This is a genomic window from Stenotrophomonas sp. KH_052, from assembly GCF_057838755.1.
Map to the genome: position 1 here is coordinate 2,731,428 of NZ_CM174475.1, position 25,814 is coordinate 2,757,241.

Sequence of the window (25,814 nt, forward strand, 5' to 3'; positions counted from 1 at the left end):
CTCCACTGGATTTTGTAGAGTCGAGCCTTGCTCGACTGTTCTTCCAGACGCAGCCGAGCGCGGGCTCGGCTCTACAGGGACCCGCCCGGCACGATGCCATCGGTCGGCACCGGTGGCAGCTCCGGCACCGGCAGGCTGCGCGACTGGCCTGCCTGCTGCAGCTCCACCGCGCTGGCACTGATGCCGGCCAGTACCGTGGATGGACCCAGCCGCTGACCGGGGGCATAGGCTTCCGCCGGGCGGCCATCCACCGAGAGCAGGGCCAGTGGCGCGTGGTCACCGGCCATCACGCCCAGCACGACCACTTCTGTCTGCACCGCACCGGGTGAAAGCAGCCGCACCAGCGGCAGGCTCGCCGCTGCGTCGAACACGGGCCGCACAGGCACATTCGGCTGTGCCTCACTGGCGACCACCGAGGGTATTGGGCCGACAAGGGTCACGCCCCAATAGGCCACCACCGCCAGCAGCAGCGTCGCCGCCAGCAGGGTCAACACCCGATTGCGATCCCAGCGCCTGCCATCCATGTTCCGCACCATTGCCACGTTCGTGTCCGACCACGCTAGCAGCCGTCGCTGACGCTTTTGTTTCATCATCCGCGCGTACGCTGGCAGGCATCGGCAAGGACAGGAGGCGATGTCGATGCAACGCATTCCGCACGGCTTCACCCTGATCGAACTGATGGTGGTGCTGGTGATCATCGGCATCTGCACGGCCGGGATCGGCCTGGGCCTGGGTAGCCTGCTCGACCCCGGCCGGCAGCTGCGGCAGGAAGCCGAGCGGCTGGCGCAGCGCCTGCAGGTGGCACGCGACGAGGCCCGCATCGACGGCCGCAGCATCCGCTGGCAGGCCGACGCCAGCGGCTATCGCTTCAGCCGCCGTGAGGGCAACCAATGGGTGACCGTGCAGCGCGACGACCTGTTGCGGCCGCAGCGGTGGCAGGCTGCCGGCATTGCGGTGCAGCCCACCAACGCCATCGAACTGAGCCCGGAGTGGATCGGTACCGCCTGGGAGCTGGGGCTGTCGCTGGAGGGCCGCACACTGCGCCTTCGTGATGATGGCAGCGGACAATTGCAGATCGTGCAGTGAAGCGGAACATGCACGGATTCACCTTGATCGAAGTGCTGATCGCACTGGCGATCGTTTCGATTGCGCTGGCGGCGGTGATGCGCTCGGTGGCGGTGGCCACCGACGATCAGTCACGGCTGCGTGATCGCCGCCTGGCACTGATGTGCGCGCAGGACCGCTGGCAGGAGCTTCGTTTGGCCGGGCAGGCACCCCAGGATGCGCGGCAACGCTGCGTGCAGGGACGCGGAACCTTCCTGGTGCTGCAGCACCTGGGCACGGGCAGCGACGGCCAGCCGCAGCTGGAACTGAGCGTGGTCGCCGAGGATGCACCGCGGCAGTCGCTGGCGCGGATGCAGCTGCCGTGGACGGCCGCGCCATGAAGCGCGCCGTGGGCGGTTTCACCCTGATCGAGGTGATGATCGCGATCACCATCATGGGCGTGCTGGCGCTGATCTGCTGGCGTGCGCTCGACAGCGTGGCCAGCAGCGACCAGCGCCTGCGACAGGCAGATGCCGAGACCACCACCGCACTGCGCGTGCTGCAGCAGTTCCAGCGGGATATCGAGATGCGTGCGGATGATGCGCTGATGAATGGCGCGGTGCGTCCGGCTGATCGTCCGCAGCGATTGCTGCCTCCGTCGCTGGTGAGTGAACGGCACCCGGATGGAAGCTTCGCGCTGGAGATCACCCGCAGCGTGGGCAGCGATGGGCTGCACTGGCAGCGGGTGCGCTGGTGGCGTCAGGGCAGCACACTGTGGCGGGCCAGTGGTGCGGCTACGGACCGGTATCCCCTGCCCGCACCGGATCCGTCGAAGGGCATTGCGGTGGCGCGCGATGTGCAGCGGTTCGAGGTGCGGGCGTGGCAGCCTGGAACGGGATGGGCCGTGTTGCCGAGCGAGGGCGAGGTATTGCCGGCCACCGGACTTGAACTGCGGTTGGGCCTGCGCGATGGGCGTGGGCCGTTGAGTTACCGGCGGGTGCTGGAGCTTTAGGACTCGTTCGTGGCACCGCATCCACGCATGGCGTGGATCTACGGCCGAGCGGCTCCTGCTGCCACGCCTGCTCTGGTGGGTGCCGACCGTTGGTCGGCACTGAGGCTGTCCGGGCATCCACGCATGGCGAGGATCTACTGCCGACCAAGGTCGGCATCTACCGTGACACATGCGCGCGTCCCTCCGGCCGCCGGGTGCTCTCCTGCACCCGGCGGCGCTGTGTCGGTGGTCCTCACCGCTGATGGCCGCTCCCTGCCCTCCGTGCCGTCCTGGCTGGGGCCGCCACCGTTCCCTGGCGGCTGGCCCGATGCTGCAGCCCGATGCGGTGCATCGGGCAATGCGTACCGACCAAGGTCGGCACCTACCGGGGCGTGCTATGCCTATCGGCGCTGCGTGCCTTCGTCGCGGCTTGCCTGCGGGAACTGGAAGGCGCTGTTGGCGTCGTAGCCGCTGCTGGCGGTCGTGCCGCGCGCCGGCGGCGCAATGCTGCTGGTGCCGCTGCCGAAGCCGAGAATCTGCACGCTGATCACTGACGGCTGGTTGCGCCGTGCGTCGTCCTGGCTCTTGCGCATCACGTCCTGTGCGGCCTGGCTGGCACTGTTCGCTGCCGCACTGGCCGACGCCAGCGCATTGACGTTCACCGTGGCCAACACCGGCAGGCCCTTGCTCTCGCCCTGCACCTGGATGTTGGCGGCGTTGAGCACCTGCAGCGCTGCCAGGTTGATGTTGCCCGAGACTCGTATGCCTGCTTCGCCCGCGTCGATGGTGCCCAGCGGCGCGATCAGGTCGACGTCGCCCGGCGGCACTTCGGCGATGGGGTTCAAGGTGGCGATGCCTGCGCCACTGGCGGGAGCCTGCGGCGACAGGATCACATTGCCCCAGCCGTCATAGACGCGACGCGGTGGCGTGTACAACAAGGTGGTCTGCGAACCGCGACCGGCATTGATGTCGCCCTGCTCCGACCAGGCGAGGATGTCACCGCCGAACGTCGTCATCACCCGCGACAGGCCCAGCAGCACGCTGTCCTGGCTGAACAGCCGGATGTCACCCTGCCCCTGGGTCACCAGCCCGGCACTGGCCGGTGGCACCACGCCCTGCACGCCCACCACGATCTGTCCGCCCGGTGCCATCAGCTCGATATTGCCACCGGCTTCGGTACGTACGCCGGCGCCGCCATACATCAGGATATCGCCGGTGCGTTGGATCGTCGCACCTGCTGCATCCTTGTCCGGCATCAGCGTGGCGATGGCCTCACGGCCCCGCAGGTAAGAACCAAAACGTGGTCCATTCCGATCGTTGTACTCGCGGCCACCTTCGCGCAGTTCGGCGTAGTAGACCTGGCGCAGGAATATCCGTTGCTGTTCGCTCGGCAACCGGTCGAACGCAGCCAGCGCCTCGGCGCCGTCGACGGCCAGGCCGAAGCGCTGCTGCAGCCACTGCTTCAACTCCTTGTCATAGATCTTCACCGCCTTGCCGGGCTGCGATGCCAGCGACTGCGCCGGATCGGCCAGGTTGGCCGGGTCCAGGTAGCGCGTGCGCAGTGCATCGAAGTCAATGCCCTGATTGCCGGCAGTCACTGCGATGCTGGCACCGGGACGGGCATCGCCCTGGACGACGCCACCCAGGCTCACGATGCTTCCGGCCTCTTCCTGGCGCAGCTGCCGGCCCGCACTCACTTCAACGTTGCCAGGGCCGGCCACCGTCAGGTTGCTGCGGATGATGTCCCGGCCCGCCTCGATCCCGCTGATATCGGTACCGCTGGTGTTGAGCGCGGTGACGTTCGCATTGATCACGTCGCGACCGGCGCGCAGCTGTACGGCCGAGCCCGCTTCGTACCAGTCGAACAGTGTCCGGCTCTCCTCGCCGATGTTCCGCCTCAATTGCCTGCGCCCGCCGCTGCCCAACCCGATGATGTCACCGGCAACGGCATAGAAGCGGCTGGGCGACGTGGGCCGGGACGTCAGCGCACCCGTGGTCGGAGTACTGGGGCCGAACGCGAACAAGGGCAGGTTCGCCGACGGATCCGCTCCCTGCACCCCATCGTCGGAGAGATTGTGGCCGACCCGGGTCAGGCTGGCGCCCCGCTGGGCCATGAATGCAGGATCAAACGGGCCAGGCAGGCGGGCGTCGCTACCGGAACGTGCAATGCCGGTGGCGTTGATCGCGGCATGGATCGAGCCTCCGGCCAGAACATCGAGCTGGCCGCTGGCCGAAGGCGCGAGCAGGATCACATCGCCCGTAGTCGCCCCTGGTCCGAGACCTCGAAGCGGGGCGCTGATGATGTCACCACTCGCTGCCACCGCGCTGAACCTGGACGGATACAGCCAGTAATTGATGCTGGCGGGAACGGATTGCTCGCGCAGCGCGATGCCTTCAGCGAACATGTTGCTACCGGTTGCATGCAGACTTCCGGCCAGGCTGGGTGCGAGATTTCCGCCTGCCGAGAACAGGTCCAGTGCCGTGCCTCGGGTCCAGAGCGAGAACCACGTCGTGCCAGCTGCATGCTGGCCATCGCCCAGAACCACGTCGTTGTAGTTGGCCGTCGGTACACGCCCTGCATCTGCGGCGCCACCGAGAACAATGTCACCACGGGCCTGCAGGCGGGCAGTGGAATCACCCAGAGTGAGCAGGGGCCCCGCCATCGCCACCGGGGCGTCCGCCACGAACGGATCCATCAGGCCCAGCGTTCCGTAGCTGCTCTGTATCGCGCTGAGGCCACCGATGCGTGCCGCCTGCAGCAGGGTGCTGCCGCGCAGGTTGGTCACCGCGCCATTGAGATCCAGATCCTGCAGGAAACTCTCCGGCTGCTGCGCGCTGGCGCGCAGGCCAGGATTCAACGCACCGCCACTGCGCAGGGTCAGGTCGCCGCCACCGGTCAGATGCAGCTCACCATTGCTGACGCGCCCGGTCGACCCGACCGCAGCAACAATCGCGCTGGAATGAGGCGCGGTCAACAGACCCAGGGCATTGCCCATCGGGTCGAGCACGCCCGCGTGGCGGCCCGCTTCCAGTGACAGATTGCCGCCTCCCAGCGTGCCGAAGCCGGTGAACCCGACCATGCGGGGAGCTGCGTCCGCTTCGGCGCCCACGGTGCTGTACGTGCCGAAGTTGATCCACCAGCTCGTCGGTGTTGCCTGGACGCCTTCGGTGGTGCCCGTACCCTGCCGCCACAACCAGCCGCCCACGGCGGCGCTTGAATGCCCGGCCTGGTCGCGCTGCGCCGTACCGGATTCGGACCGGGCGGTCCAGGCGTCGCCGATGATGTCGCGTCCAGCTTCAACCCTGACATCGCCGCCATGGTCGGGATACCACGCACGGTAACTGGCCAGCGCCGCATCATAGTTGCCCGAGACCTGGTTCCTGCCCAGCAGCGAGGTGTGCCAGGGCGCAGCCGTACGCACCGGATTGAACTGGGGGTCGCTGCCATCGCCCAGCAGCGTCGGCGCACCTGCGGTGTACACGCCGAAGCCGGACTTCATGCGCACGTCCTGCGCGGCCAGCAGTGCCAGATCACCCTTGCCGGTACGCAGCACGCTCCAAGCCGGCGAGCCCAGGCGCTTGCCGTAGGTGGTGACTTCGGTAAGCGTACCGCCGCCGTAGCAGTAGCCCATTGCCGCGCAGATCTCTTCCTCCGACATGCCCATCTCGGCACCCAGCTCCGTAGCCGGGCGGCCGACCCAGGATTCATCGCCCCACCATGCCAGCGAGCCTTCCTTGTCCACCAGGCGCGGGGCCGGGCCGCAGAAGGCGCCTGCGCCACAGATCTCCGCCTCGGTGGTCCCGATGATCTCGGCCACCTCGGCAGGTGACTTTCCGGCCAGACTCTCATCGCCCCACCAGTACAGAGAACCTTCCAAATTGACGATTCGATCACCCTTCCATTCCGTCGTCTTGGTCACCGTCCCGATGGTGCTGTAGTGGCTGTCGGCCAGCACGATGCTGCCGTCGCTTCCCCAGCTGCGGGTACGCGGATCGGCAGCGGTCGTATCGGCACCGGCCACTGCAGTCAGATCCCACGAGGTGGTGCCTTCGGGCAGCATCGCCGCCAGCGCCCAGTTGCGTCCCTGGCGCCCGCTGGCGTCGGCAGGCCGCAGTTTCACCGGCGCATCGCCGGCCAGCTCCACCTTGGTCATCGACGGGATGATCGCGCCGGCATGCAGGTCCACCGCGTCTGACAGCTTCATCGCCATCGGCAGCGCGACGCCGGCCGGCCACACCTGTGCGGCCACCGGCGCCGGCGCGCGCAGCCGGAAGCCGGCCCCCAGGCGCGCACCCGCCTGCAACGTCAATGCCTGGGCCAGCACGGTTCCAGCCGCTACCACCTCGCCACCCGCCGTCGTCACTGCCGCGCCCAGCACAGTGCCGGCCGGCAGCAGCAGCGGTCCCGACAACCGCATTTCCGCGGGCAGGACGGTTCCGGCCGGCAGGGTCACGGCCTCGAAGGGCAGTGCATAGTTCAGCGTCGCGCCAGCACGGAATTCGGTGCCGCGCTGCAGCTGTACACCTTCGCCGGGCACGATCAGATCGCCACCGAACGCCGTGTTGGGCGTACCGGCACTGCGCCCCTCCAGCAGCACCCAGCCGTCCTCATCGGGATTGGCAGGCGGCGGCGCGAATCCATCGTTGATGCTGCCGTAGACGTTGATATCGCCTTCGGCGCGCAGCACCAGCGCTGCCGATTCACCGAAGCCTCGGCGCGCTGGATCGGTCCGGTTCGACTGCGGTCCGTAGCGGTAGCCGGACAGATCGATATCGCCGGCCACGACCAGATCGCCACGCGGGTTGTCACTGCTGGTCCGCGCCACGATCTGCACGCCGGGACGCAGGCGATAGCTGCCCAGTGCGGCAGTGCGCTGCTGCAATCCCGCATTGGCCAGTGCGGCATTCATCCACTGGCTGTTGTCCGGGTCCACAACCGTGTCCAGCCAATGCTGGTTGATCACCTGCGGACGATGGCCATGCACGTCCGGAGCGCTTGCCAACGGCGCCGAATCATAGCTGCGGAAGGCGTTGACCTGGAGATCGGCGGCACCGGCGATGCGGAGTCCGCTGGCCACGTCAATCGCAGCGTCGTTGCTGCCCACGCGTGGCACGTTGAGCTTGACGCTGCCGCGTGCGCGGCCATCGTTCTGGCCAGGGCTGCTACCCGTGGCCACCTCGGTGCCGGCGCGCAGGTCCATCGATGAGGTCGCGCCCAGCTGCAGGCTGCCACTGGCCGAGGTCAGTTCGATCATCGCCCGGTTCGGGCTGTCGATGATCTTGCCGTAACTATCGACGCGCAAGGCGCTGCCATGCGCGTCCAATGTGCCGTCGATACGCAGCACATCGCGGGCGGACAGGCGGATGCTGCCGACCTGTTCGCCACTGGCATCAATGCGGCCATTGACGAGCAGGCTGCCACCATCGACGCTGATATCCACGTTGCGTGCCTTCACTTCATCGCCGATCACCAGGTCGCCTACGCTCAACTGGAACGTCCGGCCACCGGTAATGCCACCGGCCGTAAGCCGGGTGTTCAGGCCGGAGAAGTCCTGCAACTGGCGTGCACGCACTACCAGCTCGCCGCCGTCGTAGGGCACTTCAGTGCCACCGGCGTCGTAGCGGCCGCTGGCTCCGCCAAGCAACGTGCCTGCCAGATCCACACGGCCGCCCTGCGCGCCCAGCGCAGCGACCGTCAAGCGGCCGCCGCGGTTGTTGCGGGCGGAAAGATCGATGCGCGACGCCGCGTCGGCAACGATGTCACCGTCACGGCTCGACAGCGCTACGTCGCCGCCCCAACTGTACTTGTCCACGTCGAACAGGCTGACCTTCCGCCCCGCCATGTCCAGTACTGCATTGCTGCCAAGCGCCACGCCCTGGCGGGCATTGGCTTCGAACCGGCCGGACGCCAGCGCCACCCGGCTGTCGATCACAACGCGTTCGGCCGTGATGGACAACTCCGCACCCAACGCATCGCTGCCCGCGGTTGCCGCAGCACCGCGCACCTGCACCGTACCGCCATTGCGGATTGCCAGCTGCGCGCCCGCACTGCCGGTCAGCAGCGGGGTAACGATATCCAGCGCGCCGCCGCTGAACTGCCAGCCGCTGCCTGCCACGTAATCGCCCTGCCGCTGGAAGACATCCAGACTGCCCTTGCCGGAGAACAACATGCGATCCGATGCTGCCAGGGTAACGCCGGCGAAGCCGAGCACCTGGCGATCCGCGGCCACCGACGAACTGGGCCGGGTAAAGGGCGCACGCCCCAGCTCCAGCACCCGTGCATTGATTTCCAGCTGCCCTTGGCCAAGCCGGCCCACCATCGCCTCGCCGGCCGGCTGGGTCTGCTCACCGCCGGGCAACGTGGTGCCGGCCAGCGTACCGTCCCAGACCAGCGTATCGGCGAAGATGCGCGCGTGGTCGGCCGCAGAGCCGTAGCCATGAATGGCAGGGGCGCCCAGCACCAGGCTGCGCAGGCTGCTGCGACCGGTCGCACCGTCACGCGTATCCAGGTCCACGCTGCCGAACACATTGATGGCGTCGCGCGCGGTCAGGCTCAGCGCCTCCAGCGCCGGCGCGCCGGTGGCGGTGTTTCCCCGCAGCAATCGCTGCAACACCTCCTGGTTCATGGTCATGCCCGCCGGCAGGGCGCCGGCCGCCGCTGCCGCCGCAATGGCCTCGGCGCTGCCGAGATTGAGCGCCGACATGCCCAGGCCGAGCTGGCGCGTGCCGTAGCTCACCGAATCACCAATGTTCAAGGCACCGTCGGTGACCACATTGATGCTGCCTGCCGACAGCAACCGGGTCTGGCCATTGCAGTCCACCACGCATCCGCCGATGTCGATCGCCACCGGACCGGCGGCACTGCCGCCCTGCGCACTGAGCGCCGTCAAGCGCTGGTTGGACACGGCAAGCAGGCCGCCCGACACCAGATAGGGCGCCGTGGGCTGCGCCACGCGCGAGGTATTTGCCCCGGTCAAGGTATCGATCGAAGCGCCCTGCTCCACCAGGATTCCCTTGCCTCCGAACGCGGCCGACAGCAGCACTTCCTGCGCCGTCAGGTTGACGCCGTTGCGCACCACGATGTGCTGCGCCCTGCCCTCCAGCGAATGGGTCGTCGCGTCACGCCGCAGCACGCCGCCGATCAGCATCGTCTCCGGGCGGAACGCATTGAGCGCCGAGTCGAAGACGGTGGCGCCGCTACCGCTGCCGGCGCTGCCGCCTTCGGTGACAATCTCCAACATCGCGTCATTGGAGGTGAGCAGATTGACCGAAAGCGTGCCCCCGCGTCCGTCATTGCTGCCGGCGTTGAAGCGCGACACGCCTTGGAAGATCGCCGCTGGCACACTCGAACGTCCGGCGCCCTCACCCAGTGCCAGGTTGAGGTTGCCGGCGTCCGTAGGCCGCCAGCGCAGCGCTTCGCCACGCCGTTCGGCCACGCCCTGTACGAACGTGCTGTAGGACGTTTCGTTGTAGTTGGCATGGCGGCGCACCGCTTCCGCGGGCGTCAGCACCAGATCGGTGAGCAGCGGCGACACTGCCCCGCCAAGGCTTTGCGCCCGGTGCCCGCTGACACGCCATGAGCCTGTGCCGGTCGCCACTGCCTGCCTGCTGCCGACGGCGCGTTCGGCGCCGACTTCGACGCGGAATGCGCCCTTCTGCAGTGCGTAGCTGGCCGGCAGCAGCGTGTAGGTTCCGGCCGGGAGGCCGGGGACCCCCGCAGGTATGACGATCTGCTGGCCGATGCGCGGGTCCGCGCTGCCATCAGCAACCGCCTGTGGCGCCTGCGTGCCAGAGCGTCCCGGCATGATCGCGTAGACCGCATTGTCACTGCCGCTGAAGCGGTAGCGCGGGTTCGCATCCGCCAGCGCATGCCGCAGGATGTCCACCGAGCCACCGCGCCCGGCCACGAATGCAGCGCCGGACAGCTCGCCTCCGCCGGACACGTCCAGCACGCTGCCCACCACGCCATCGACGGCGTTGGCGACGATGTCGATACCGATCGGGATGTTGGTCGAGCCGGGGCCCAGCACATCGAAGTCGGCACCGTTGCGGCGCCAGCCCACACCATCCACGGTACCGCCAAACGGCAGCTGCAGGCCGGCACCGCTCACCGACGTCACGCTGCCTGCAAGCAGGTCGACGCGGCTGGCCGCATCAGCGTTGAATTCCCTGCCACCCAGCTGCACATGGCCCCAAGGCGCCTGCACATTGCCGCCCTGCACCACCGTCGCTGCCACCAGCTCCAGGCTTCCGAACGCAGAGTCCGGTGCCGGTTGCGCGCCGCCTGCAATGCCATGGATGCGCAGTACGGCGTCGGGGTTCTGCCAGAACGGCAGGCCTGAAGGACCGATGTCGGGGACGCCCGCCACGATGCGTCCCTTGGCCCGGGCCGCCGGATACATGCGTGCGGCGCTGATATCGATCGAACCCGGGCTTGCAAGCGTGGATTCCCGTGAACTACTGGCGACCGCGGCCAGCATGCGAATGTCACCGCGGCTGCGCAGCGCGACCTGATCAAATCCCGCCAGCCAGGTGACGTCGCGCAGGTCAATCAGATCGGCGCTCACGTCCAGGCGATGCTGGCGGCCGCTGTCGAACCCCGCTTCCTGCGGGCGCAACGTGCCTTCCCCGGCCGGCTGCCACCAGCGCCCCTGCGCAAGGCGGACATACGGCGCGTCCAGTTGCAGACGGTTGCCCTCGCTGTTGCCCGGGACGAAGCCGAGGTAACGCTCGTTCAAGCCCTGGAGGCGCAGGCTCTGGTCCATGCGCAGAGTGACATCTCCCTGGGCGCGGATATCGCCGAACAAGGCCAGATGATCGAAACCACCGGCCTCGATCTGCTCCACCGACAGTGCCGCATGGCCGTACTCAAGGCGTGCAGGCAGGTCGGTCGTCTGCGCGGCGTGCTGGGTCAGCGAGATCACCCTCGGCGCCAGCACTTCCTTGTTCATTGCCGTTCTGCCGTAGGTTCCGCCACCGAAGGCAACGCCGAGGGTGCCACCGCGCGCGCCGTCGCCGCCCGCTGCTGCGTCCAGGTCGCCCTGCAGGTACAGCGCATTGCCGGCGCGCAGCACGATGCTGCCGCCGTCGCTGTCCACCCGGGTGCGCCCGCTGCCATCAATGTCCAGCAGCGCCGAAGCACCGGACGCGTCCAGCCGCGCACCGCGCTCCACCACCACGAAGGTATCGGGCGGCAAGTGGCGTACGTTGTCCTGGTCTTCCCAGTCCAACGCCCCCCCGATCTCGATCGTTCCGCCCTTGCGCACCTGTCCGCGCAATGTCCCGCGCGCGTCGGGCAGGGAAACGCTATCGCCGCTCACGTCCAGCAGGGCGCCCTCGGCAATCGTCCAGCGACGTTCGCGGCGTTGATCGCCACGCACACCGGTCGGATCGAATGCCTCGTCCAGGCGGATACGGCCGCCGGCCGCCTTCAGACTGCCAGCCACGTCCAGGTTGCCGGCGCTGAACAGTTCGATCGTCTGGCCGGCATCGACCTCGATCCTTGCGCCCTTGCCAACGCGCAGATCGGCCGTCGACAGCGGATGCCCTGCGCGCAGTGCCAGGCTCGCGCCGCCGCGCTGCGATACACGCCCGCTGGCCGGATCCGCCTCATACAGCGACGGCGTCCAGGCCTGAACGCCCTGCTCGCGGGCCAGTGCCTGCTGTGCGCCCTCAGCCAGGCGCAGCGCCGGTCGTTCCACCAGCAGCTGGGTACCTTCTTCAACCGTCAAACCGTTGTGACCGGCGATGTCATAGCCGGCGAAGCCACTCCTGAACAGTGCTGACTGCAATCGCAACGACGCCGCCGATGCATCCGTGCCAGGCGCGCCGATAGACACCGCACCGCCTGTTGCCAGCGTGAAATTGCCGCTTCCATTGCCGAGCGCGCTGAAGCGTGTGCCATCGCCGATACGGATCCGCCCGCTGCCGTCGGTGGCAACCTCGGTGCTGGCCGCGAGCAGGCTGACACTGCCGCCCTTGCCTACGCGCCCTTTGCCACTGGCATCGATCGCGCCGCCGGCATCGACAAGAATCGCTGCCCCTTCACCCACACGGATGTCGTGACTGCTGTTGAAGCGCATCTGTCCACCGTCGATCCACGCCTGCGCGGGGTCGCCATCCGGCGCAGCAAGCGCGTTACTCCAACTGCCGCCAAGATCGATCCGTGCGCCCGCCGCAACATCCACCGCGCCGCGTCCGGACCTCAGCAGGGCCGTGGGCCCGCCGAGCGCCGGAAGCAGGTTGCCGGCCTCTACCTGCCCGCCGGCAATCTGCACCGTTCCACCGAAGCTGACGCGGCTTGCAGTGAGCCCAAGCCGGCCGCCCTCCTGCAACCTGAGCGTGCCATCCAGGTCAATACGGCCCGCCGAAGCGAGGTCCACCTGCCCCCAACGCTGGGCGCTCAGGACCTCACTGTCCAACCACACGGTATTGCGCTGTGTTTCCCCGATCGGCGCCTGCAACGTCCATGACCGGGTGTCGGCCTGGAGCGCTCCGATGCGGATCTGCGAATCGAACACTGCACTTCGGCCGGTGTTGTCGAAACGCCCGAGCCAGAGCTGGGCGTTGCGGGCCGCGGCCGTCTGTGCCTGCACGTACCCGTCCTGCGCCTGATCCGGGCGGCGGGTCTGCTGCAGGCCCTGGAAGGCCACCGTATCCACCTGGCCCTGCAGGACAGCCGTGGGCGCCGAGATCAGCAGACGGCCTGCATCGCGTCCCACGGTATAGCCATTGTCGAAACGCTGGGTGGGTGCCACCAGCGGATTGCGGAACGATTCGGTCACCCCCCAACGTTCCTGCTTCACTTCATAGCCCTGGTACAGACCGTCGTACAGCATCTCGGCCGGTGCATCATCAAGCCGGTACAACTGCCCGTCGCGGCCACGCAGCCAGCTCTGCTGCACCACGCCGGACTGCACATCCAGGCTGCCACCGGCCAGATTGATGCGCGAACCGGCGTGGCTGACGACTTGCTTGCCTGCCAGCTGGACGGTTCCACCCTGTGCTGCCCATTCGCTGATCGAATGCCCCTGATTGTCCAGGTAGCCCCCCACTTCCAGCAGGCCGCCGCCGGCATACCAGCGCGTACCTTCATAGCCGCCGGTACCGGCGGCGACTTCGGTCAACTGGCGGCGGTCGATCCACACCTCGCTGCTGATCAGCTTGCCGCTGTCACGGTTGTCTGGCGAATCGCGCAACTCATTGCCCTGCACCTTCACCTTGACGTTGTTGCTTTCCATCGCCACCTGCACGCCCACCGCACCGGAGACGTCCACGCGCGCACCATCATCCAGATAGCTGCGCCGGCTGGCGTCGGCGATCACCTGGCCGCCGGTGGCCACTGCCAGTGCGCCGGCCTGGAAGTTCACATCGCCGCCGGAGACGACTTCGATGCGCGATTGCTCGCGGCGGTCCTGCAGGCGCGAAAGATTGTCGAAGGTGCCGCTGCTGCTGGAACCGCGCAGCTTGTCCTGCTCGGTGGATTCCTTGATGAGCGCGTCGCGCTGGCTGTCCAGCGCCGTGCTCTTGCCATCGTCTTCCAGCAGTACTGCAGTGGTCGAGCCGGAGGCCAGGGTCACACTGCCCGCCGCATCGGACGCCGAGTTCAACAGGTGCACCGTACCGCGTTGATTCAGCGTGGTGGACGCGACTGCAACGCCAGCCTGTTCGACCCGGCGTCCAGCCAGGGTGATGTCACCTTCGCGCGCCTGGATCAGGCCACTGTTGCGAACGCCGCCCGCCGTACTGTCAGCGATGAAGCGCGGGGCAATCTCATTGCCTCGGGTGGTGGACGCGGTGTTCTGGGCGGTGCCCATGCCGCGGCGGATCACGAAACTGTCACCGGCGGCGAGCTGGGCCTGGCCTTTTCGAGTCTCGATCTGTCCGGCGTTCTCCACACTGTGGCCGGCCAGCAGTACATAGCCACCGCCGCGGGTGGCCGTGGTCGGTTCGTGCGTGGTGATGCGTGCACCGCGCTCGACCATGACCTTGCCCACGGCGTCGGTCAGCGCCGAGGTGTTCGCGTCGGCACTGTACAGGCCGTGCTCACGGAACTGCGCATCGCTGATGCGTGCGGCCGCTGCCACCAGATTGCGGACATTGACCTGGCTGTTGTTGCCGAACACCACACCGTTGCGGTTGGCCACGAACACCGTGCCATTGGCCTTCAGCTGGCCAAGGATCTGGCTGGGCCTTGCGGCGGGATCGTTGACCCGGTTCAACACGGCCCAGTCGGGGTTCTGCAGGAAATTCAGTGTGGTGTTGCCACCAATGTTGAAGGTTTCCCAGTTCAGGATCGCTTGGTCGGCTGTCTGCTCAATGTTGACCAGCACCCGCCCGTCGGCGGCCTGCGACTGTATCGCCTCGCGGGCGTTGATCCAGCCGCGGGTCAGCGGATTCTCGTCGACCTTCAGGCCATCCTTGCCCAGGCCATCGGCGACCACGAAGCCCGCCTCGCGGCGCGCCTGCCGTGCCTGTTCCTGCAGGCGCTGCTGCAGGGCGATGGCCTGCGCGGCCGTACCAAGGTTGTCGATCGACTGCTGCAGCTTCTGCCGTGCCGCATCCTGCTGCTGCGCGGGTAGCTGGAACTGGATCGGCACGCCATTGGGCATGCGCCCGCTCTGTGCCGCCGCGCCCTGCGCCGCACCGCGCTCGGCGAACCAGCCGGGGCTGAACGCCTGTTGGGCCTGAGTGGCCGGAGCCACCACGCTGCCCAGGGCCACTGCGACGGCCCAGGCCATCGGATGGCTGCGCCACAAGGCAGCAGGGAAACGGGCGGTGGGCGAATGCGGGTGCGACATCGGGGACCTCGTCAACCTGATGGGCCGCGTCGGCGGCGGCGTGTGTACGGATGGGCCTGCTCGAGGCACGCCCTGCACCTCATAGACGGTGGCGACGGCGTGAAGGCGACAGGCGCATCACTGTCATGCAGCGGACATACGCGGAAGGCGCCGGCATTGCTGCCGGCGCCCTTGTGCGTCTCCTGAAACTACAGAAGCAATTGCAGTTACAGCGGACGGCCGATTCCCGAGCAGGTGCTCGGATTGTTCAATGCTCCAGCGTTGCTGGCGTTGACAAAGCGGGAACGGACCGCATCGCGCCAGGCTTTATTCAGCGGAATGAACCTGTGCGCAACGATGGCGGGATCCTGCGGGCCCTGTTCGACACCGTTGACCACGGTGCTGCCATAGATTCGAAGAAGCCCGCCGCGAATTCTTGCAGCCACCAGTACATCCTTGTAGCACTGCCCAAACAGGAGATTGGTGGTACCCACGATTGGATATCCTGAGCTCGGGTTGCCGAACCACGGCACCCAGTTCGCTGGGTTCTCGGCAGCGGCACCGGCCGGCGGTGGCACGTTATCCAGTGTCGCCTGAGTACTCACGTCCTTTGGAGAGAAGCCCTTGACCTGTGCAACTCGAGTAGCATCCGAGAGATCAAGAGACAGGTCTGGACCTGTGTATCCCATTGTTCCGACGGTCGCAAAAATGGCGGCGTACACCGCCGCGTCACCGGACGCCGGAGCTGCAACAAAGTTCTCGGGAACACTAGTGAAAAGATTGGCGAAGGTCGACTGCACCGAAAACGCCGGCACGCCGTTGGTCAGCTTCAGCGTGGTGCCTGAGACATCGGCCGGCTGGCAGGCGCTGGTCAGGAAACGGGCCAGCAATTCAGTGGCGCCGCTGCTCTCGCCACGGTAGACAACCCGAATAGTGCCGGTGCGGGCGCTGTCGATGCTCGACCAGTTGGTGATCTTGCCGGAGAATATCCCGCAGATCCGGGTGACCGACAGGTCAATTGCTGAACCAGGCTTGTTGAAGGGAATAATCACCGGAGCCAGCGCAACGGGAATCTGGATCAATGCCCCATAACGGGTGGGATCACCAGCCCGGTTGAAGGTGCTGTTGTAGCTGTACAACTCGGTGCTGCTCAGTACCGCATCGCTGCCAGCAAAGTGGACAGTCCCCGTCGTCGAAAACAGTGATGGGTCATTGCTCAGGAATGCCCGCTTGCCGACGCCCGAGCCCCTGGGAGCATAGCTGAACGACGTCGGAAGAATGCTGTCCGGACTCCCTTGGTACAGGGCCGCGGGCATTGTCGCACCGCCGCCCTGGACAAGAATCTGGGCATTTGCTTCTAGAGTTCCGACCAGCGCGCAGCTGGCCAGCCAGAATGCGTTCAATGGCGGCTTCATGAAATTGGCAACTCCCTGCCTTCTCTGGATACGGTCGTTCATACCGCAGTGCGCCGGCCTGACGGCCGGCGCACCTGGAGAACACTTCTATGTCGCAGTTACAGCGGACGGCCGATGCCCGAGCAGGTGCTCGGATTGTTAACCGCACCGGCGTTGGTGGCGGTGGCGAAGCGAGCACGGACCGCATCACGCCAGGCCTTGGTCAGCGGGATGAACTTGTGCGCGCGGATGGCGTCGTCGTTCGGGCCCTGCTCCACACCGTTGACCACGGTGCTGCCGTAATGGCGGGTCAGGAAGCCGCGCACATTGGCGCCCACGGTGGCGTTCTTGTAGCACTGGCCGAACACGAAGTTGGTGTAGCCAGCGATCGGATAGCCCGCGCTCGGGTTGCCGAACACCGGCACCCAGTTGGCGGGGTTCTCAGCAGCAGCGCCGGTCGGCGGAGCAGCGGTCTCCAGAGTCGCCTGCACGCTCACTTCATCCGGCGAGAAGCTCTTGACCTTGGCGACCTTGGTGGCATCGGTCAGGCTCGGGATGACGTCCGGGCCGACGTAGCCGACGCGGCCGTCAACGGCATAGACAGCGTTGTACAGCGCGGAGCCACCGGTGGCCGGGGCAGCGACGAAGTTCGACGGCACGGTGGTGAACAGGTTGGCGAAGGTCGACTGCACCGAGAACGCCGGCACGCCGTTGGCCAGCTTCAGGTTGGTGCCCGACACGTCAGCCGGCTGGCAGGCGCTGGTCAGGAAGCGGGTCAGCAGTTCGCTGGTGCCGCTGCTCTCGCCGCGGTAGACAACCTGGATGGCACCGGTACGGCCCAGGCCCGCCAGCTGGCTCCAGTTGTTGATCTTGCCGGAGAAGATGCCGCAGATCTGGGTCACCGACAGGTCAACGGCCGAACCGGCCTTGTTGAACGGAATCGTGACCGAGGTGGCCACCGACGGGATCTGCACCAGGGCGCCGTAGCGGTTGGCATCGCCGGACACGTTGTAGGTGCTGTTGTAGGTGTTCAGCTCGGTGCTGCTCAGCACCGAATCGCTACCGGCGAAGTGCACGGTACCGGTGGTGGAGAACAGCGCCGAGTTGTTTTCCAGGAAGGCCTTCTTGCCGGTACCCGAGCCGGTCACGGCGTAGCTGAAGTTGGCCGGCAGGATGCTGTCAGCCGAACCCTTGTAGAGGTCGGCCGGCAGCGAGGCGCCGCCACCGGTGACGGCAGTCTGCGCCGAAGCGGCACCGGCGGTGGCGAGCAGCGCGGTAGCAACCAGCGCGGCCAGGGTCTTGTACTTGTTCATGATCTTCTCCTGAAGGGTTTACTGCGAAGGGAAACGCCAAGGGAGGAACGGTCACTACACGCCTGCTGCCGCCGAGGGCCTCCCAGCCCACTCTGCGGCGACGTGGCTATGCTGGTCTGCGCCGATGACAGGCCGCTTAAGAAACCTGTGGAAGATCGAAAAAAGGTGTGGAGGATTGTGTGGAGAATCGAAAGCGTGCCGTGATGCGCGTTGCGCATCACTGGACCAATTGATTCATTTCCATGATCGGCATCAGCACGGCCAGCACGATCGTCAGCACCACACCGCCCATCACCAGGATCATGGTCGGTTCCAGCAGCGCGGTCAGTGCCATCGCGCGACGTTCGATCTCGCGCGAGATCGTCTGTGCAGCACGATCCAGCAGCGGTGCCAGCGAGCCGGTCTTCTCACCGCTGGCCACCAGGTGCACCAGGATAGGCGGATACACCTTCTGCACCTTCAACGCAGCACCCAACGCCGCACCTTCGCGCACGCGCGCGGACACATCATCGGCACAGCGCGCCAGCAGCGCATTTCCAAGCGTCTGCCGCGCCGCCTCCAATGCGCGCAGCAGCGGCACACCGGCGTCCAGCAGGATCGCCAGCGTCGAGGCAAAGCGCGCACTGTTCACACCCAGCACGAAACGCCCGACCATCGGCACCCGCAGCAGCATCGCGTCCCAGCGCAGGCGCAGCTCGGGCCGACGCAAGGCCAGTCGCCATGCCACCACCAGCGCACCTATTCCCAGCCCTGCCCACACGCCCCAGCTGCGTACGAACGCGCTGGCCGCCAGCATCACCTGGGTCAGCATCGGCAGCGTCTGCCGTGCCTGCACGAACGCGGTCACCACCTGCGGCACTACGTAGCTGAGCAGGAAGATCACGATCGCCACCGACACCAGGCTGATTGCCGCCGGGTAGATGAAGGCGGTCAGTACTTTGGCCTGCAGCGCGTTGCGTTCTTCGATGTAGTCGGCAAGGCGCTCCATCACCCGCGCCAGGTCACCGGAGTCTTCACCTGCGCCCACCAGCGCCCGATAGATCGGCGGGAAATCGCGTGGCCGCGCGGCCAGCGCAACGGTCAGGCGCTGGCCGGCACGCACGTCGGCGCGTACGGCGGTGAGTGCCTGGGCCACATGCGGGCGCTCGGCCTGTTCGATCACCGCGCTCAAAGCGCCTTCCAGCGGCAGGCTGGCGGCCAGCAGGCTGGCCAGCTGCCGCGTGGCCCACGCCAGCTCGCTTGCCGAAAGCCTGCGCGCGCCCCAGCCACTGCCCGCACTGCGCGCCGGGCTTACCTGCACAGGGGTCAAGCCACGCCCGCGCAGCAGCTGGCGCACGCCACGCGGGCTGTCGGCGTCCAGCTGGCCCTTCTCGATGCGGCCCTGCGCGTTGGCGGCCTGGTAGTCGAACAGTGCCATGCAGGCCTCAATCGTCGCCGGTAACGCGCAGGATCTCTTCCAGCGTGGTCACCCCGCTGTCGACCCAGCGCTGGCCATCCTGCCGCAAGGTCCGCATGCCGGCACGCCGTGCGGCCTCGCGTAGCGCAGGCTCGCCCTGCCCTTCATGGATCAGTGCACGCACGCGGTCATCGACCACGAACAGTTCGTGGATACCGGTTCGCCCGCGGTAGCCGCTGTTGGCACAGGCCGCGCAGCCCACCGCACGCCACACGGTATGGCCCTCGTCGTCCACCTCGGCGCGCCGGCACTGCGTGCACAGACGCCGCACCAGCCGCTGCGCCAGCACGCCGCGCAGCGACGAGGCCAGCAGGAATGGTTCCACGCCCATGTCGGCCAGACGGGTCACCGCCGAGATCGCATCATTGGTGTGCAGCGAGGCCAGCACGCCATGGCCGGTCAGCGACGACTGCACGGCAATCTGCGCGGTCTCGAGATCGCGGATCTCACCGATCATGATGGTGTCCGGATCCTGGCGCAGGATCGCACGCAACGCGGTACCGAAACTCATGCCGATACGCGCGTTGACCTGGATCTGGCCGATACCAGCGAAGTCGTACTCCACCGGGTCTTCCACGGTGAGGATGTTGCTGGTGCTGCTGTCGAGCTGGCCCAGCGCCGCGTACAGCGAGGTGGTCTTGCCGCTGCCGGTCGGCCCGGTGACCAGCACGATGCCATGCGGCTGCCGGATCAGGCCGGTGAACGTGGCCAGGGTGTCATCGGCCATACCCAGGCGCTGCAGCTGCAGCCGGCCGGCATCCTTCTCCAGCAGTCGCAGCACGGCGCGCTCGCCATGCCCTGTCGGCACGGTGGAAACGCGGATATCCAGCGGCCGACCGCCCACGCGGATCGCGATGCGCCCGTCCTGCGGCAGGCGCTTCTCGGCGATATCCAGGTGCGCCATGATCTTGATGCGCGATACCAGCGCCGCGTGCAGTGCGCGCCGTGGCTGCACCATGTCGCGCAGGGTGCCATCCACCCGGTAGCGCACCACCGAGTGGGTCTCGAATGGTTCGATGTGCAGGTCGCTGGCGCCATCGCGTGCGGCCTGTGCCAGCAGCGCGTTGATCATGCGGATCACCGGCGCATCGTCCTGCGCGTCCAGCAGATCGGTGACTTCCGGCATGTCCTGCATCAGCCGGTCCAGATCGACTTCGCTTTCAGCGGCGCCGACCACGGCAGCGGCATCGCCGCCGTCACGGTACTGCTCACCCAGCCGCTGCTGCCAGGCCGCTGCATCCAGCGCCTGGAACGGCAGCGGGCCATGCCGGCGGCGCAGTTCGGCCACGGCCCACGCCGCAGTTTCGGCGGTGCCCAGCAACACGGCCTCGCCGCCCGCCTCGGACAGCATCACGCCATGGCTGCGCACCCAGGCGTACGGCAGCGGCGCGGCGGCGCTCACGGCCCGATCACCAGTTCCGGCGTGTAGCCGAGTCCGCGCAGCTGCTGCAGTGCCGGGTCCAGCGTCGCCGGATCGCGTGGCAATCGCACGCGCAGGCGTTGCCCGCTCTCGCCGGGCGTCGCTTCGGCATACGCCTGCAGGCCCAGTGCCCGCACCTGCGCCACGCCCTGGCTGGCACGCGCCGGGTCCAGCCCCTGTGCGAACTGCACCAGCTGGGCATCGCCCTCACCGGCCGGATACAACGCCGCCAGGCTGGTGTTCTGCAGCGGCTGGCCCTGTCCATCGCGCGCATTGCCCTGGCCGAGCACAGACAAGTCCTGCGGTGGCAGCTGCGGCGCCGACAAGGCGGGCAGTGCCCAGCTCTGTACCGGCTGCGCGCCGGCCTGTGCATTGCGCATGTAGTCGTAGCGGTCGCGGGTCAAGCGCTGCCCGGCGGCAGGGTCCCGCACCACGTGCGGGCGCAGGAACACCATCAGGTTGGTCTTGGCGCGCTTGCGCGTGTCGCTGCGGAACAAGGCGCCCAGCACCGGGATCTTTCCCAGCCCCGGCACCGCATCACGGCCATGGCTGACGCTGTCTTCCAGCAGGCCACCCAGCACCATGATCTGGCCGTCGTCCAGCAGCACGCTGGTATCCAGGGCGCGCTTGTTGGTGATGATGCCGGCCGTGCTGTTCGCGCTCTGCGCGTCGATGCTGCTGACTTCCTGGTAGATGTCCAGCTTCACCGTGCCACCCTCGGAGATCTGCGGGCGAACCCGCAGCTTCAGGCCCACGTCTTCGCGCACGATGGTCTGGAACGGGTTGTTGCTGCCGCCACCACCGTCGGTCACGTAGCGGCCGCTGACAAACGGTACGGTCTGGCCGACCATGATGCTGGCCGCTTCGTTGTCCAGCGTCATCAGGTTCGGCGTGGACAGGATGTTGGCACCGCCCTTGCTCTGCAGCGCGTTGGCCAGCGCCTTCATGTTGAGGATCTGGCCGACGCCGGGCAGGTTGATGGTGCCGTCGATCACCCCGATCTTCAGGCCGTCCTTGGGCAGCACGTCCAGGGTGGTGCGCGCGGCGGTGTTCAGGCCGCTGCCGCCGGTTGTACCACCGAAATGGGTGCCGCCGAAGGTGCGGCCGTTGCCCAGCATCCACTGCACGCCCAGCTCGGCCGCGTCGGTCTGGTTCACCTCCACGATCAGGCTTTCCACCAGCACCTGTGCACGGCGCTGGTCGAGCTGGTCGATCACGCGCCGCAGGTTGCGGTACACCGGTTCGGGCGCCGAGATCAGCAGCGTGTTGGTCGCCACGTCGGCCTGCACCGAGATGCCGTTCTGGCTGAAACCGGTGCTGCCGGCATCAATCGGATCACGGCGATTCGGGTCCAGCCGCTGCGACTCCAGCGCATTGCCACCGGTCTTGGCCTGCTGTGGCTGCGACGGTTGCGCGGGTGTGGAACGGTTTGCATCGCCGGGCAGTGGCGTGATGCCTTCGTTGCTGCCCATTGCCGGTGCATCGCTCTGCCCGGCCACCACGCCGCGCAGCACACCGGCCAGCTGGTTGGCCTGGGCATTGCGCAGGTAGACCACATGCAGATTGCCGGACTCGTCCTGCGCCTTGTCCAGCTTCTCCACCAGCTGCCGCGCCAGGCGGGTACGGCCGGGGCTGCTGGAGCGCAGAAGCACGCTATTGCTGCGCGGGTCGGCCATCACCACCACCTTCTGGCTGGGTTCGGCACCCTGCGCATCCAGCAGCGGCGCGACCATCGCCGCCACGTCGACGGCGATGCCCTGCTGCAGCTTGACCACGTCGGTGTCCATGCCCGCCGGAGTGTCCACGCTGGCAATCACCCGCGCGATGCGTTCCAGGTTGTCGGCGTAGTCGGTGATCACCAGGGTGTTGTTGCCCGGGTTGGCAGTGATCGGATTGTCCGGGCTGATCATCGGCCGCAGCACCGCTACCAGCGCGGCGGCATTCTCGTAGCGCAGCGCGAAGGTGCGCGTGGCCACCTCGCCGCCGGCCCCACCGGCGCCCACACGGCCACCGAGCAGCTTGGCGTCGGCCTGCGGCACCACCCGGCTGACACCGCCGTTCTCGACCACGGCAAAGCCACGCATGCGCAGTGCGCCAAGCAGCAACTGGTAAGCCTGGGTACGGCTGACCGGGCCATCAGAGACCACGGTCATCTTGCCGGTCACCCGCGGGTCGACCAGAAACTGGCGACCGGTGAAGCGCGCCGCCATGCGCAGTACACCGCCGATATCGGTCTCCACCAGGTTCAACTGCACCGGCTCATCGCGGGCGTCCTGCGCCAGCACCGGTGCCGGAACGTGGGCCATGCCCACCACCAGGGCCAGCGCGGTGCTGCAGGCAAGGCTGCGCATCACCCTCATGGACGGCCACCCACGGTGGGTGCCATCACGATGTTTCCGGAAATCCGTGCCACCGGCATGTTCGCGTCCCCTGTGCGTGTCAATTGCAGCTGCTGCAGTTCGATGGCCGGATCGGCCAGCACGGGCAGCAGCCAGTTCCACAGCGCGTCAGCGGGCACCGCCTGCACCTGCAGGTGCCAGCGCCCGTCGCGTGCGTCGATATGCAGTCCGTCGGCAAGGCCGGCGGTCTTGATCTGTCCGCGCAGCCCAGCCAGCGTCGGCTGATGCCCCTGCGCCAGTTGCTGGCGTTCGCGGGCGTGCAGCAGCGGCGCCAATACGCGCGCCTGCGCCTGCAGCCGTGGCAGTTCGGCCTGCCAATGCGTGCGCAGCTTCAGCAGTGGCTCCAGCCACAACATCCACAGACCCGCCGCCAGCAGCGCCACCACCATCACCCACAGCATCAGCCGGTCGCGCGGCGGCAGGCGCTGCCAGCGCTGCTGCAGGCCGGCCAGACCTTCGCCCAGGCGCAGCGTCCTGGCAGTCACTGCCCGCCCCCGCTCACGCGCAGGCGGCCGCCCGCGTCCCACACCAGTTGCAGACCCTGCGCCTGTACGGCCTGCTGCCATTGCTCCAGCCGTTGTGCGTCATCGGCCAATATCCGTGCGTTGTCATCCAGCTCCAGTTCCAGCTGGCCCGGCGTGTAATGCAGACCACGCACCTGACCACCCAGCTCCGGCACTGCCTGCAGTGTGGTGGCAACCTGCCGCTGCACCGGTGGCAACGGCGGCGCCGGCAACGGCACCGCCAGCGCGCGCCGCGCCTGCAGTACCGGGTCCACCACATCGGTGATCTCCGGGAAGCGCGCACTGAACTGCCGCGCCATGTCCTGCTGCAGCGCCTCGCCCTCGCTGCGCCAGCGCGAGACCTGCAGCTGCAGGCCCAGCGCCGCCAGCACCAGCGCCGCCACTGCCAGGCCGACTGCCAACCGCGGTGCCTGCCTGCTGCGGCCCGGCAGTGGCAACGACCACGCTGGCAGGGGGCCGCACGCCTGTAGTTCATGCGCGACCACGGTTGCCGGCAGACTCTCCGGCCACACCGACGGCACGCTGTCGATCCATTGCACGGCCTGCACCCCGGATTGCTGCAGGCGCGCCGCGAGCGACTGCAGCACCGCCCCCACGTCGCGCCCACCGCACCACTGCACAACGCCACGATCGCGCCCGCTGCGCACCAGCAGGTGCTCGCCGCAGGCCTGCAGCGTGGCCTGGGCCTCCTTCCACGGCAGCAGCAGCGGCGTCGGATACAGCGCCTGCAGCTGCAGGCCGCACGACGCCAGCAGATGCTGCACCTGCATGATTGCCTGCTGCCCGAGCCAGGCCACCGGCACGCTGCCGTCGGCCGCCTGGGTACCATGCGCCAGCGCGACCTCCTGCAGGTCATCCAGCAGCATCGCCTCCACTTCACCCTGCAACGCGGCCTGCAGCCTGCGGCCCGACAGCGGCGGCAGCTGCAGCTCCAGCAGGATCAGATCCTGCGGATCGAGGCAGGCCAGCACCCCTGCCTGCGGATGACGCTGACCCAGCACGGCCAATGCGTCGCGGCCCTTGGCCAGCACCCCACCCTTGTGCAACTGCGCCCACTCAACCGCACTGTCGGCACACAGGCGTTCCAGCGCCGGCAGGCGCACCCTCAGCTGCACGCTCATGCACCGATCCTCGTCCACACACGCTGCACGCGCACACTGTCGTCGCGGTACTCGCGCCAGATCAGCGCGCGGAAGTCGACCACACTGCCATCGGCCTGCACCTGGCCGACGGCGAGGAACCACTCGCTATGGATGCCAAGCGGTACCACCGCCATCTGCGCGTTGCTCAGTTGAAGCCGATTGGCGATGTCGCCGCGGTTGAGCAGCCAATGGCCACCATCGCGCTCACCGAGCAGCGCCTGCAGGCGCCTGGATTCGACACTGGGTACGACCGCCTGCAGGACGCTGAGATCGCTGGTGTTGGCGTTGACCAGGGTCTGCGCAGGCAGCACCACGGTGCGCCGTGCCAACGCCTGCACGGCCATTGGATCGGAACCCGCGAAGGCCTGCTCGATCAGTGATTCACGCGGCAACGGAGCCTGCGCCTGGACATCGCCATCGCGCAGGCGAGCCTGGATGTGATCCGCCGCAGACGCACAGGCACCCTGCCCCAGGCCCTGCCCGGAGCACAACGCGATGAACGCGCGCCGCGCTTCCGGGTCCGGCTTGCCGTAGGCCAGCAGGTTGCGCAGGTTGAACATGGACTGTGCATCGACCAGCTGCAGCTGCACTGGCAACGGCGCCTGCAGCTGCAATGGCCGCGCCCAGCGCCCGTTGCGGACCGTGGTCAACTGTTCGCGCACATCCTCACGCAGCTGCTGCGCGGCACGCTCCAGCGTCGCATCCACGGCCATGCGCACCTGCGCACGCAGCTGGTCGCCACGCAGCGCGCGCAGCTGCGCCGACTGCCGGGTCAGCAGCGCGGTGGCGATCACGGCCACCAACGCCACCACCAGCATCGCCACGATCACCGCCATGCCGCGCTGGCGGGCGCACGAAACCGAACACTTCCTGGCTGCCATCGGCGCGCCTCAGAGCTGCCAGGAACCGACGTCCGCGTTCCCGGCGTCACCGCCGGGCTTGCTGTCCGCGCCCAGCGAGAACACATCGATATCGCCATGGGTGCCGGGAATCTGGTACTGGTACGGGTGACCCCACGGATCATTCGGCAGCCGGTCCAGGTACGGCGTGACCGGCATCGTGCCGCTGCCCTGTGGCGGCTTCACCAGCGCCTGCAGGCCCTGCTCGGCACTGGGGTAGCGGCCATTGTCCAGCTTGAACAGCTTCAAGGCCTGCATCAGCGCGGCGATATCCTGGCGCGCCGCAACCACCCGCGCCTGGTCCGGGCGATCCATCAAACGCGGCACGATCAATGCGGCAAGGATGCCGATGATCACTACCACCACCATGATCTCGATCAGGCTGAAACCCTGCTGCCGAGCCCTGCGACCACCCACCTGCCTTGCCATTGTTCCGCCCTCATCATCCTGGAA

Annotated in this window: 14 protein-coding genes; 3 read left to right on the forward strand and 11 right to left on the reverse strand. The window is 67.6% G+C overall.

The window, feature by feature from the left end; genetic code table 11:
- Positions 1 to 71: 71 nt before the first annotated feature.
- Positions 72 to 524 (reverse strand): hypothetical protein, encoded by a 453-nt coding sequence (locus AC3ITW_RS12605; RefSeq protein WP_489389578.1) that lies wholly within the window; start codon positions 522 to 524, stop codon positions 72 to 74.
- A 115-nt stretch (positions 525 to 639) separates the two neighbouring features.
- Here AC3ITW_RS12605 and gspH point away from each other — a divergent pair, with 115 nt between their 5' ends.
- Genes gspH through AC3ITW_RS12620 form a run of 3 tightly spaced genes read left to right on the forward strand, consistent with a single transcriptional unit; the run spans position 640 to position 2,056 of the window.
- Positions 640 to 1,086, forward strand: coding sequence for a type II secretion system minor pseudopilin GspH (gspH, locus tag AC3ITW_RS12610; protein WP_489390362.1), 447 nt, complete (start codon positions 640 to 642; stop codon positions 1,084 to 1,086).
- An 8-nt stretch (positions 1,087 to 1,094) separates the two neighbouring features.
- Complete coding sequence (gspI, locus tag AC3ITW_RS12615) at positions 1,095 to 1,445, forward strand: type II secretion system minor pseudopilin GspI (RefSeq protein WP_012511249.1); 351 nt, start codon at positions 1,095 to 1,097, stop codon at positions 1,443 to 1,445.
- Positions 1,442 to 2,056 carry a prepilin-type N-terminal cleavage/methylation domain-containing protein gene (locus tag AC3ITW_RS12620; RefSeq protein ID WP_100469190.1) on the forward strand — a complete coding sequence of 205 codons (615 nt, stop codon included), beginning with the start codon at positions 1,442 to 1,444 and terminating at the stop codon, positions 2,054 to 2,056. The genes gspI and AC3ITW_RS12620 overlap by 4 nt, the downstream gene beginning before the upstream one ends.
- A gap of 380 nt (positions 2,057 to 2,436) precedes the next feature.
- Here AC3ITW_RS12620 and AC3ITW_RS12625 read toward each other — a convergent pair whose 3' ends face one another.
- The 10 genes from AC3ITW_RS12625 to gspG form a co-directional block, all read right to left on the reverse strand.
- On the reverse strand, positions 2,437 to 14,835 hold the full coding sequence (locus tag AC3ITW_RS12625; protein ID WP_489389579.1) for a filamentous hemagglutinin family protein: 12,399 nt from the start codon (positions 14,833 to 14,835) through the stop codon (positions 2,437 to 2,439).
- 206 nt (positions 14,836 to 15,041) lie between these two features.
- Entirely contained in the window at positions 15,042 to 16,229 is a 1,188-nt protein-coding gene (locus AC3ITW_RS12630; protein ID WP_489390363.1) for a substrate-binding domain-containing protein, read from the reverse strand.
- A 98-nt stretch (positions 16,230 to 16,327) separates the two neighbouring features.
- Entirely contained in the window at positions 16,328 to 17,521 is a 1,194-nt protein-coding gene (locus tag AC3ITW_RS12635) for a substrate-binding domain-containing protein (protein WP_006370827.1), read from the reverse strand.
- A 217-nt stretch (positions 17,522 to 17,738) separates the two neighbouring features.
- Positions 17,739 to 18,938, reverse strand: a complete 1,200-nt coding sequence (gene gspF / locus AC3ITW_RS12640) for a type II secretion system inner membrane protein GspF (RefSeq protein WP_447781741.1) — start codon at positions 18,936 to 18,938, stop codon at positions 17,739 to 17,741.
- Positions 18,939 to 18,945: 7 nt separating this feature from the next.
- Positions 18,946 to 20,379: a type II secretion system ATPase GspE gene (gene gspE / locus AC3ITW_RS12645; protein ID WP_489389580.1), complete on the reverse strand. Its 1,434-nt coding sequence runs from the start codon at positions 20,377 to 20,379 to the stop codon at positions 18,946 to 18,948.
- A complete protein-coding gene (gene gspD / locus AC3ITW_RS12650; protein WP_489389581.1) occupies positions 20,376 to 22,757 on the reverse strand; it encodes a type II secretion system secretin GspD in 2,382 nt (793 codons plus the stop codon). The genes gspE and gspD overlap by 4 nt, the downstream gene beginning before the upstream one ends.
- Positions 22,754 to 23,281 carry a type II secretion system protein M gene (locus AC3ITW_RS12655; RefSeq protein ID WP_489389582.1) on the reverse strand — a complete coding sequence of 176 codons (528 nt, stop codon included), beginning with the start codon at positions 23,279 to 23,281 and terminating at the stop codon, positions 22,754 to 22,756. The genes gspD and AC3ITW_RS12655 overlap by 4 nt, the downstream gene beginning before the upstream one ends.
- A complete protein-coding gene (gene gspL, locus AC3ITW_RS12660; protein WP_489389583.1) occupies positions 23,278 to 24,441 on the reverse strand; it encodes a type II secretion system protein GspL in 1,164 nt (387 codons plus the stop codon). Before gspL ends, AC3ITW_RS12655 begins: the two co-directional genes overlap by 4 nt.
- Entirely contained in the window at positions 24,438 to 25,343 is a 906-nt protein-coding gene (gspK, locus tag AC3ITW_RS12665) for a type II secretion system minor pseudopilin GspK (RefSeq protein WP_006370833.1), read from the reverse strand. The genes gspL and gspK overlap by 4 nt, the downstream gene beginning before the upstream one ends.
- A gap of 9 nt (positions 25,344 to 25,352) precedes the next feature.
- Positions 25,353 to 25,790 (reverse strand): type II secretion system major pseudopilin GspG, encoded by a 438-nt coding sequence (gene gspG, locus AC3ITW_RS12670; protein WP_006370834.1) that lies wholly within the window; start codon positions 25,788 to 25,790, stop codon positions 25,353 to 25,355.
- Positions 25,791 to 25,814 lie beyond the last annotated feature (24 nt).

Excerpts from the sequence above, each read along its gene's own strand:
- AC3ITW_RS12605 (WP_489389578.1), bottom strand. The coding sequence starts at position 524 with ATGGATGGCAGGCGCTGGGATCGCAATCGGGTGTTGACCCTGCTGGCG.
- gspH (WP_489390362.1), top strand. The coding sequence starts at position 640 with ATGCAACGCATTCCGCACGGCTTCACCCTGATCGAACTGATGGTGGTG.
- gspI (WP_012511249.1), top strand. The coding sequence starts at position 1,095 with ATGCACGGATTCACCTTGATCGAAGTGCTGATCGCACTGGCGATCGTT.
- AC3ITW_RS12620 (WP_100469190.1), top strand. The coding sequence starts at position 1,442 with ATGAAGCGCGCCGTGGGCGGTTTCACCCTGATCGAGGTGATGATCGCG.
- AC3ITW_RS12625 (WP_489389579.1), bottom strand. The coding sequence starts at position 14,835 with ATGTCGCACCCGCATTCGCCCACCGCCCGTTTCCCTGCTGCCTTGTGG.
- AC3ITW_RS12630 (WP_489390363.1), bottom strand. The coding sequence starts at position 16,229 with ATGAAGCCGCCATTGAACGCATTCTGGCTGGCCAGCTGCGCGCTGGTC.
- AC3ITW_RS12635 (WP_006370827.1), bottom strand. The coding sequence starts at position 17,521 with ATGAACAAGTACAAGACCCTGGCCGCGCTGGTTGCTACCGCGCTGCTC.
- gspF (WP_447781741.1), bottom strand. The coding sequence starts at position 18,938 with ATGGCACTGTTCGACTACCAGGCCGCCAACGCGCAGGGCCGCATCGAG.
- gspD (WP_489389581.1), bottom strand. The coding sequence starts at position 22,757 with ATGAGGGTGATGCGCAGCCTTGCCTGCAGCACCGCGCTGGCCCTGGTG.
- gspL (WP_489389583.1), bottom strand. The coding sequence starts at position 24,441 with ATGAGCGTGCAGCTGAGGGTGCGCCTGCCGGCGCTGGAACGCCTGTGT.
- gspK (WP_006370833.1), bottom strand. The coding sequence starts at position 25,343 with ATGGCAGCCAGGAAGTGTTCGGTTTCGTGCGCCCGCCAGCGCGGCATG.
- gspG (WP_006370834.1), bottom strand. The coding sequence starts at position 25,790 with ATGGCAAGGCAGGTGGGTGGTCGCAGGGCTCGGCAGCAGGGTTTCAGC.